This window comes from uncultured Microbacterium sp., from assembly GCF_963521695.1.
GTDB lineage: Bacteria > Actinomycetota > Actinomycetes > Actinomycetales > Microbacteriaceae > Microbacterium.
The window spans coordinates 1-8,319 of sequence record NZ_CAUQWC010000160.1; the positions used below are offsets into that span (position 1 = coordinate 1).

At 71.6% G+C, this 8,319-nt stretch carries 9 protein-coding genes; 5 read left to right on the forward strand and 4 right to left on the reverse strand.

The genetic code is table 11. The features are described from left to right. The 4 genes from RWP81_RS11785 to RWP81_RS11800 form a co-directional block, all read left to right on the forward strand. A partial coding sequence (locus RWP81_RS11785) for a biotin/lipoyl-containing protein (RefSeq protein WP_314456318.1) occupies positions 1–656 on the forward strand: 656 nt, incomplete at its 5' end. Further along, a complete protein-coding gene (locus RWP81_RS11790; protein ID WP_314456320.1) occupies positions 653–1,828 on the forward strand; it encodes an acyl-CoA dehydrogenase family protein in 1,176 nt (391 codons plus the stop codon). The genes RWP81_RS11785 and RWP81_RS11790, both read left to right, overlap by 4 nt. Then, positions 1,825–2,292: a MaoC family dehydratase gene (locus tag RWP81_RS11795; protein ID WP_314456321.1), complete on the forward strand. Its 468-nt coding sequence runs from the start codon at positions 1,825–1,827 to the stop codon at positions 2,290–2,292. The genes RWP81_RS11790 and RWP81_RS11795 overlap by 4 nt, the downstream gene beginning before the upstream one ends. Beyond that, positions 2,289–3,119, forward strand: a complete 831-nt coding sequence (locus RWP81_RS11800; RefSeq protein WP_314456323.1) for a CoA ester lyase — start codon at positions 2,289–2,291, stop codon at positions 3,117–3,119. Before RWP81_RS11795 ends, RWP81_RS11800 begins: the two co-directional genes overlap by 4 nt. A gap of 314 nt (positions 3,120–3,433) precedes the next feature. On the opposite strand, the gene RWP81_RS11805 is transcribed toward RWP81_RS11800, so the two are convergent. Both RWP81_RS11805 and RWP81_RS11810 read right to left on the reverse strand, forming a co-directional pair. After that, complete coding sequence (locus RWP81_RS11805; protein WP_314456325.1) at positions 3,434–4,021, reverse strand: histidine phosphatase family protein; 588 nt, start codon at positions 4,019–4,021, stop codon at positions 3,434–3,436. 362 nt (positions 4,022–4,383) lie between these two features. Further along, positions 4,384–5,232, reverse strand: a complete 849-nt coding sequence (locus RWP81_RS11810) for a Sir2 family NAD-dependent protein deacetylase (protein WP_314456327.1) — start codon at positions 5,230–5,232, stop codon at positions 4,384–4,386. Positions 5,233–5,344: 112 nt separating this feature from the next. On the opposite strand from RWP81_RS11810, the gene RWP81_RS11815 reads away from it, so the two are divergent. Beyond that, entirely contained in the window at positions 5,345–6,151 is an 807-nt protein-coding gene (locus RWP81_RS11815) for an RNA methyltransferase (protein WP_314456330.1), read from the forward strand. 112 nt (positions 6,152–6,263) lie between these two features. Here RWP81_RS11815 and RWP81_RS11820 read toward each other — a convergent pair whose 3' ends face one another. Together RWP81_RS11820 and RWP81_RS11825 are read right to left on the reverse strand one after the other, a co-directional pair. Beyond that, the gene (locus RWP81_RS11820; protein ID WP_314456332.1) at positions 6,264–7,016 is read right to left on the reverse strand and encodes a hypothetical protein; all 753 of its coding nucleotides are present in this window, start codon (positions 7,014–7,016) and stop codon (positions 6,264–6,266) included. A 5-nt stretch (positions 7,017–7,021) separates the two neighbouring features. Then, positions 7,022–7,882, reverse strand: a complete 861-nt coding sequence (locus RWP81_RS11825) for an SGNH/GDSL hydrolase family protein (protein WP_314456334.1) — start codon at positions 7,880–7,882, stop codon at positions 7,022–7,024. Positions 7,883–8,319 lie beyond the last annotated feature (437 nt).

Genomic DNA, 8,319 nt, shown 5'->3' on the forward strand with positions numbered 1-8,319 from the left:
GGCTGCGGGTGGTCTCGCGCCGGGATGCCGCCGCGCGTCGCCGAGCCGCCGCGGGTCGAGCCCCCGGAGCCGTCGACCCCGAGCTCGTCGCTCCCCTTCCCGGAACCGTCGTCGCGGTGCACAGCGCCGACGGGGACGTCGTCGAGGCCGGTGCCCGGCTCGTCACGATCGAGGCCATGAAGATGGAGCACACCGTCACCGCGCCGCACGCCGGCACGGTGCGGCTGCGCACGGCGGCGGGCGCCCAGGTCGCCCGCGACGCGGTGGTGGCGACGGTGACGCCGGGGGTCGGTGAGCCCCACGATCACGTCGGTTCCCCGGCATCCGCCGGCTCCACGCCGACAACCTCCGTGATTCGCCTCACCTCCGTCGCGGACGCGGGAGTTGCAGCTGAGGATGCGCGGATCGCCGGAGTTACGTCTTCGTCCGCCGAGCCCGCGTCCGCCGGCTCCGCGCGCACAACCTCCGTGATTCGCCTCACCTCCGTCGCGGACGCGGGGGTTCCAGCTGAGGATGCGCGGATCGCTGAGGATACGCCGACGCCCGAGGCTTCCTCGGGCCCAGCCACCGGAGCTCCCGCGCGACCCGAACCGCACGATCCCGCCGATATCCCGGCACCCGCCCCCATCCCTTCCCACAAGGAGACGCTCCCGTGAGCATCGACACCCAGCAGTCCTTCACCGACGACGAGCGCGAACTCAGCGCGATGGTGCGCGAGTTCGCCGACGAGGTGATCGCGCCGCGCTCCTACGGGGCCGACCGCGCCCATGAACTGCCGCTCGACATCGTCGCCCAGATGGGCGAGCTCGGCCTGTTCGGCCTGCCCTTCCCCGAGGAGGTCGGCGGGCAGGGCGGCGATTACGCCAGCCTGTGCGTCGCGATCGAGGGAATCGCCCGCGTCGACCAGTCGCTCGCCATTACCCTCGAGGCAGGAGTGGGCCTGGGCGCCATGCCGATCTACCGCTACGGCACCGATGCGCAGAAGGCCGAGTACCTGCCCGACCTCGTGGCCGGTCGCGCGCTCGCCGGATTCGGTCTCACCGAGGCGGAGGCCGGCAGCGATGCCGGCGCCACACGCACCACGGCGCGGCTCGACGGCGACGAGTGGGTGATCGACGGGTCGAAGCAGTTCATCACCAACTCCGGCACGGCCATAACCCGCTTCGTGACCGTCACCGCCGTGACCGGACGCACGGGCGACCGCCCCGAGATCTCCACGATCATCGTGCCCAACGGCACCCCGGGGTTCACCGTCGGGCCCGCGTACGACAAGGTCGGCTGGAACGCCAGCGACACCCACCCGCTCACCTTCGACGGCGTGCGCGTCCCCGCGTCGAACCTGCTGGGCGAACAGGGTCACGGCCTCAAGAACTTCCTCCGCACGCTCGACGAGGGTCGCGTGGCCATCGCCGCCCTCGCCACGGGCGCGGCCGAGGGCTGCCTCGAAGCGGCCGTCGACTACGCCCGCACCCGCGTCGTGTTCGGCGAGCGGCTGTCCACGCGTCAGAGCATGCAGTTCCTGCTCGCGCGCATGCACGCCCGCGTGCACACCGCGCGCCTCGCCTGGGTGCACGCCGCGCGCCTGTGCGACGCGGGTAAGCCGTTCTCGGTGGATGCCGCGGTGGCGAAGATGACCGCGAGCGACGCCGCGATGGCCAATGCGCGCGATGCGACGCAGGTGTTCGGCGGGAACGGGTTCATCAACGAGTACCCCGTCGCGCGTCACTACCGCGACTCGAAGATCCTCGAGATCGGCGAGGGGACGACCGAGGTGCAGCTCATGGTCATCTCGCGTGCGCTGGGACTCACCGGTACCGTTGCCGCATGATCGAGCAGCGCGGCCTTTTCCTCGAGGAGTTCGTCGTCGGTGAGAAGTACGCGCACCGGCCCGGGCGCACCGTCACCGAGGCCGACAACGTACTGTTCACCACCCTGACGATGAACACGCAGGCCCTGCATCTGGATGCCGCGTTCTCGGCGACCCAACCCTTCGGCCGTCCGCTCGTGAACTCGATGTGGACGCTGTCCACGCTCATCGGCCTCTCCGTCGCGCAGCTGACGCAGGGAACGCTCGTCGCCCAACTGGGACTCACCGATGTGAGTTTTCCCGCACCGTTGTTCGTCGGCGACACCCTTACGGCCGAGACCGAGGTGGTGTCGGTGCGGCCCTCGGCATCCCGTCCGGGGCAGGGGGTCGTTGTGCTCGCCCACACGGGATGCTCGCAGAACGACGAGATGGTCGTCACCGCCACGCGCACCGTGCTGGTGTGGGCGAAGGACGGCGCGGAGTGAGCGAGGCGTCCGACACGCGAGCCCCGTTCGGTCTCGGCCCGGCGCTGCTGTTCGTTCCCGGTGACCGCCCGGAGCGGTTGCCGAAGGCGTGGGAACGAGCGGATGCCGCCATCGTCGACCTCGAAGACGCCGTCGCTCCGCACGCCAAGACCGTCGCCCGTGAGGCGATGGTGAGAGCGGACCCCGACCCCGATCGCGTGATCGTGCGAGTGAACGGGCCTGAAACGCCCCACTTCGCGCGCGACGTCGCCGCCCTCGCCGAGACCCGCGTGCAGACGGTCATGGTCGCCAAGGCCGAGGATCCGGCATCCCTCGCCGCGCTCGCCGACTACGACGTGATCGCCCTGTGCGAGACCGCGCGCGGGGTCGCCGCCGCGGAGCAGCTCGCGGCGCTCCCGCAGGTCGTGGCACTCATGTGGGGAGCCGAAGACCTCGTCGCCAGCCTCGGCGGCACTTCCAGTCGCTTCCCCGACGGCACCTACCGCGACGTCGCGCGCCTTGCCCGGGCCCGCGTGCTGCTGGCGGCCGGAGCGTCCGGCAAACGCGCGATCGACGCGGTGCACGTCGACATCGCCGATCTCGACGGACTCGCATCGGAGGCTCGGGATGCCGCCGCCTCGGGGTTCGTGGCCACCGCGTGCATCCACCCGGGGCAGGTTGCGACGATCCGCGACGCGTATGTGCCGCCACCCGCGGAGGTCGCGTGGGCGCGGGGTGTGCTCGAGGCCGCGGGGGGCGAGTACGCGGCCTTCCGCTACGAGGGGCGGATGATCGACGAGCCGATGCTGCGTCACGCCCGGTTGTTGTTGCAGCGCGCGGGGGAGTAGCGGGCACGCACGCGCCGAGATGACCGAGCCCGTCGATGTGCTCGGGTTCTGCGGATCGCACTCCTGTCGGCGGGCTCAGGACCCTCGCAGGGACGCCGGAATCCGGTGGCGGGGCGGGGTTCTGCGGGTCGCGTCGACGGACTCAGTAGCCCAGCACGGACGCCCGGGTCGGGCGGCGGGGCCGGGTTCTGCGGGTCGCGTCGACGGGCGAGTGGCCCAGCGCGGACGCCCGAGTCCGGTGGCGGGGCCGGGTTCTGCGGGTCGCGTCGATGGTCTCAGCGGCCCCCCACGGACGCCCCGGTCCGGCGTCGGTGTCAGCTCGCGACGCCGGCGTATGCCCGCATCTCCCAGACGTCGCCGTCGAGGCGGAACGTGGTGGCCGAGCAGTTGGGCAGGCGCTCGCCCTCGCGGGGGAACGCGCCGTCGGTGGCGAACATGATGACCTCGCGGATCAGCGCGCCGTGCGCGACCGCGATGACGTCGACACCCTCGGGTGTCTCGGCGACGACCTCGGCGAGGGCGACGAGCGCGCGTTCCCGCACCACCGGCCACGTCTCGGCGTTCGGCACGTCGGCGGCATGCCACGGACCGTAGGTCTCGTAGAAGGTGGCGACGTCGAGTCCCTCGGCGTCGCCGTAGGAGCGCTCCTGCAGTCCCGGCATCCGTCGGCTCACCGTCGTGCCCAGGGCCGCGGCGATCACGTCGGCGGTCTCGGCCGCGCGCGAGAGATCACTCGAGACGATGACCACCTCACTCCCGGCGTACTCGGTCGCGAGACGCTCGGCGAGTTCGCGCGCCTGGCCGCGGCCCGTGTCGTTCAGGGGGATATCGGTCGAGCCCTGGATGCGGCCCCCGGAGTTCCAGTCGGTCTCACCGTGTCGCACAAGGGTCAGGATCGTCACGCTTCGAGCCTAACCGAGCGGGGGATCGGTCGGTCTTACCCCGCGAGCCCCCCGCCCCCCGCCCGCCGGCGTGAGCTCGCGCCGAAGGTGCGGAGCGGAGGAGATGCGGGGAGCGGAGGATGCCGGGGAGGGTTGTTGTCCTCCGCTCGCCCCATGTCCTCCGCTCGTCACGCTCCGCCGCGCCACGGGACGCGTAATCCCGCTCACGCGCGCTCCGTCGGGCGTCGACGGCTCTCAGAGCAGCCCGGGCAGTCGTTCTGCGCGCGCAGAACGCGTCGGTCGTTCCGCCGTGAGCTCTCCGCGGAGCCCGGGCAGTCCTTCTGCGAGCGCGCGCTGCGCGTCGGTCGTTCCGCCGAGAGCTCTCAGAGCAGCCCGGGCAGTCGTTCTGCGAGTGCGCGCAGGGCGTCGGTCGTTCCGCCGTCGATCTTCACGGTCGCACGCTGATCGGCGCGGGTCTCACCCCTGTTGACGATCACGACCGGCAGGCGTTTGCGTCGAGCGCGCTCCACGAGCCGGATGCCGGAGTTCACCACGAGCGACGACCCCGCCACCACGAGCGCGTCGCTGGTGTGCACGAGCTGCTCGGCCTCGCGGAACTTCTCGACCGGGATGTACTCGCCGAAGAACACCACGTCGGGCTTCAGCGTGCCGCCGCACACCGAGCACACCGGAACGACGAAGCCGTCGGCCGATGCCGGCGTCACGTCGCCGTCGGGACCCAGCTCGACGTTCTCGGGAAGGCTGATCCACGGGTTGTCGGCCTCGACGCGCTCGGCGAGGTCGCGACGGTCGAAGACCTGCCCGCACTGCAGGCAGCCCACGCGGCGCATGGTGCCGTGCAGCTCCACGACACGCCCGCTGCCCGCACGCACGTGCAGACCGTCGACGTTCTGCGTCACGACACCGTTCGCCACCCCCGCGGCCTCGAGGTCGGCGAGGGCACGGTGCCCGTCGTTCGGCTCGGCCGCGGCGAACACCTTCCAGCCGAGGTGGCTGCCCACCCAGTAACGGCGGCGTGCGTCGGCGCTGGCGAGGAACTGCTGCGCGGTCATCGGCGTGCGCGTCGGCGCGCCCTTGCCGCGATAGTCGGGGATTCCCGAATCCGTCGACACACCCGCGCCGGTCAGCACCGCGATGCGCCGGCCGGCGAGCACCTCGACAGCCCGATCGATGGATGCCGAGAAACCGGAATCCTTCGTCGTGTCGGTCATGCATACCTCCGTCGCACCGAGTCTAGGGCGGGGCGCCGACACCGGCTCGCACGGTGAGCGCCGCACACCCCCCGGCGTCCGGCATCCGGTGCTCGGCTGGCACGATGGGACGATGCCCGTCATCCCCCTCGACTCCGCCGACGACCCGCGTCTCGCCGACTACCGCGACCTCACCGACGTGTCGTTGCGCCGTGTGACGGAGCCGGCGGGCGGCCTCTACATCGCCGAGTCGTCCAAGGTGCTCGACCGCGCGCTCCGCGCCGGTCACCGACCCCGCTCGGTCCTCGTGCAGGAGAAGTTCCTCGCCGACGCCGTCGCCCTCGTGGGCGAGGACGCCGAGGTGTACGTCGTGCGGGCGGAGGTCGCCGAGCAGGTCACCGGGTACGCCGTGCACCGGGGGCTCCTGGCATCCATGCACCGTCCGGCCCTCGCATCCGTCGCCGATGTCGTCGCGGGAGCACGGCTCGTCGTCGTCCTGGAAGACATCGTCGACCACACCAACATCGGGGCCGCGTTCCGGTCGGCGGCCGCCCTCGGAGCGGATGCCGTGCTCGTCACGCCGCGTTGCGCCGACCCGCTCTACCGCCGGAGCGTGCGCGTCAGCATGGGCACCGTGTTCCAGGTGCCGTGGACGCGACTCCCCGAATGGTCGGAGGCGAAGCCGCAACTGGTCGACGCGGGCCTGCACCTCGCCGCTCTCGCCCTCTCCGACGACGCGGTCAGCCTCGACGACTTCTCGGCCGCCGGGCACGAGCGCGTCGCCCTGCTGCTGGGCGCCGAGGGCGACGGGCTCAGCCGAAGCGCGCTCGCCGCCGCCGACTCGATCGTGACGATTCCGATGGCCGGGGGCGTGGACTCCCTCAATGTCGCCGCGGCGAGCGCGGTCGCGCTGTGGGAGCTGGGGCGCGGGCGGCGCTGATCTACGGGAGGGAGCCGCTGAACGCGGCGCGGCCACCTCGGGGTGAAGCGAGCAAGAGGTTCCGGCAGGCCCGGCGCTGATTTACGGGACGGAGCGCTGAACGACGGAGCCGCTACCGCGCAGAGAAACGAGCGGGAGGCGCCGGCACGCCCGGCCCTTCGCCGTCGCTGGGAGGCGGCGGCCCGATCACCGTTCGCTCGCGATACCAGCGCTCCGACTCCGCGGCGGCGCGCACCCGGGAGTCGGGGTCGTCCTCGAGCGCGGCGATCACATCATCGGGGAGCTCGTGCTGTCCGGCCAGGTACCACCGGTCGATGACCGACCCGTCGCGCAGAAGCCGGCGGGCACGGGCATCGTCGCGGGGGAGACCGTCGGCCGGTGTGTCCTCGCGCTCGATCCCGAGGTGCAGATTCGAGGGCGCGAGCATCTTCCCCGGCTGGTAGTCGGGCCTCACGTACAGCGAGACGACCACGCCACGGCCGTGCCATTCCAAGGGGTACGTAGCCATCCAGTCCCCCCTCGTCCAGCGCGCGTCGTCGAGCGTCCACCCCGACCAGTCGTCTCCGTCGGTGCGGAAGGCCCAGCGTCCGGGCTGGGCGGTCAGGAAGGATGCCACCGCCTGCGCCCGCATGCGGACCTCGGTCTCATCGCCCTCGAAGAACACCGAGACGTCAGGCGCCCACGCCGACGAGAGCACGACCCAGTCATCGGCACCGAAGCGGCCGCTCTCGACCTCCGGTGTCCATCCGGCATCGGTCAGCCCCTCGGCGAGCGACTCGGCGTCGCGCAGCAGGGCGTCGGCGTCAGCGGCCTCGAGAAGCGCCCGCACGGCGTCGGGCAGAGGGGCGGGAGCGTCGGTCGACACGGCCGTCACACCGGCGTCTCGGGAGACGCCGCGGCATCCCGGCCCGGGGCGAGCGTCGTCATGGGCAGCGGCTCGGGTCGTTTGGCGTGTACGTGGTCGCCCGACGACTGGTGTCGCAAGCGTCGCAGCACCCAGGGCATGAGGTACGAACGCGCCCACACCAGGTCTTTCTCTCGTGCGGCGCGCCAGGTGGTGGCGGTGAGGGCTTCCGGCTGGTGCGGCTGCAGGTCGTTGGGAACGTTCAACGCGCGCAACACCATGCGAGCCACCTCGTGGTGGCCGAGCGCGTTGTAGTGCAGGCGGTCATCGTCGAAGAAGCGCATGTCCTGCACCTCTTTCAGCCTCCACTGATCGGCGACGACGCAGTCGTGGGCATCGGCGATCGCGCGGATGTTCTCGTTGTAGATCGCCACCTTGCCCCGGATGCCGCGGAACACGGGCGTGAATTCGGTGTCGATGGCCGTGAACACCACGACGGTGGCATCGTCGCGGCGGAGGCGCACGACGGCGTCCTCGAACTGCTGCGAGACCGCGTCGGGATCGGTGCCGGGACGGATGACGTCGTTCCCCCCGGCGGAGAAGGTGATCAGGTCGGGCTTGAGCGCCAGCGCGGGCTCGATCTGGTCGGCGACGATCTGCGCGATGAGCTTGCCGCGCACCGCGAGGTTCGCGTAGGCGAAGTCGTCGACCTGTGCGGCGAGCACCTCGGCGACACGGTCGGCCCAGCCGCGATGACCGCCGTCGGGCACGGGATCGCCGATGCCCTCGGTGAACGAGTCGCCCAACGCGACGTAGCGCCGCCACGGGTGCGGACCGGGGTTGTCGAGCGAGGGCGAGGTGCGGGGCGAGTGCGGATCGAGTGTCATTCGAAACCTCCGCTCCCAGGCTAACCCCGGCCTCCGACATCGCCCGAGACAAGGCGGCGATGCTCGGCGCCCCTGTCACGGGGGCGAGCCCGTCGCGCGCCGCCACCCACGCCGAGAAACGCGATTCGCGCCGAGAAACGCGATTCGCGCCGAGAAACGCGTTGTCCCGTTGTTTCTGCGCGCGGTTCGCGTTTCTCGCTGATGGGGCGCCGCCGTCGTCCGGGCGAGGTCGGCTGGCGGCGGTGACCGCGAGCGCTGAGAAACGCGATTCGCGCCGAGAAACGCGTTGTCCCGTTGTTTCTGCGCGCGGTTCGCGTTTCTCGCTGATGGGGCGCCGCCGTCGTCCGGGCGAGGTCGGCTGGCGGCGGTGACCGCGAGCGCTGAGAAACGCGATTCGCGCCGAGAAACGCGTTGTCCCGTTGTTTCTGCGCGCGGTT

Bases quoted from the DNA above. Each gene is read 5' to 3' on its own strand.
- RWP81_RS11810 (WP_314456327.1), bottom strand. From the start codon at position 5,232: ATGACCGACACGACGAAGGATTCCGGTTTCTCGGCATCCATCGATCGG.
- RWP81_RS11825 (WP_314456334.1), bottom strand. From the start codon at position 7,882: ATGACACTCGATCCGCACTCGCCCCGCACCTCGCCCTCGCTCGACAAC.
- RWP81_RS11795 (WP_314456321.1), top strand. From the start codon at position 1,825: ATGATCGAGCAGCGCGGCCTTTTCCTCGAGGAGTTCGTCGTCGGTGAG.
- RWP81_RS11815 (WP_314456330.1), top strand. From the start codon at position 5,345: ATGCCCGTCATCCCCCTCGACTCCGCCGACGACCCGCGTCTCGCCGAC.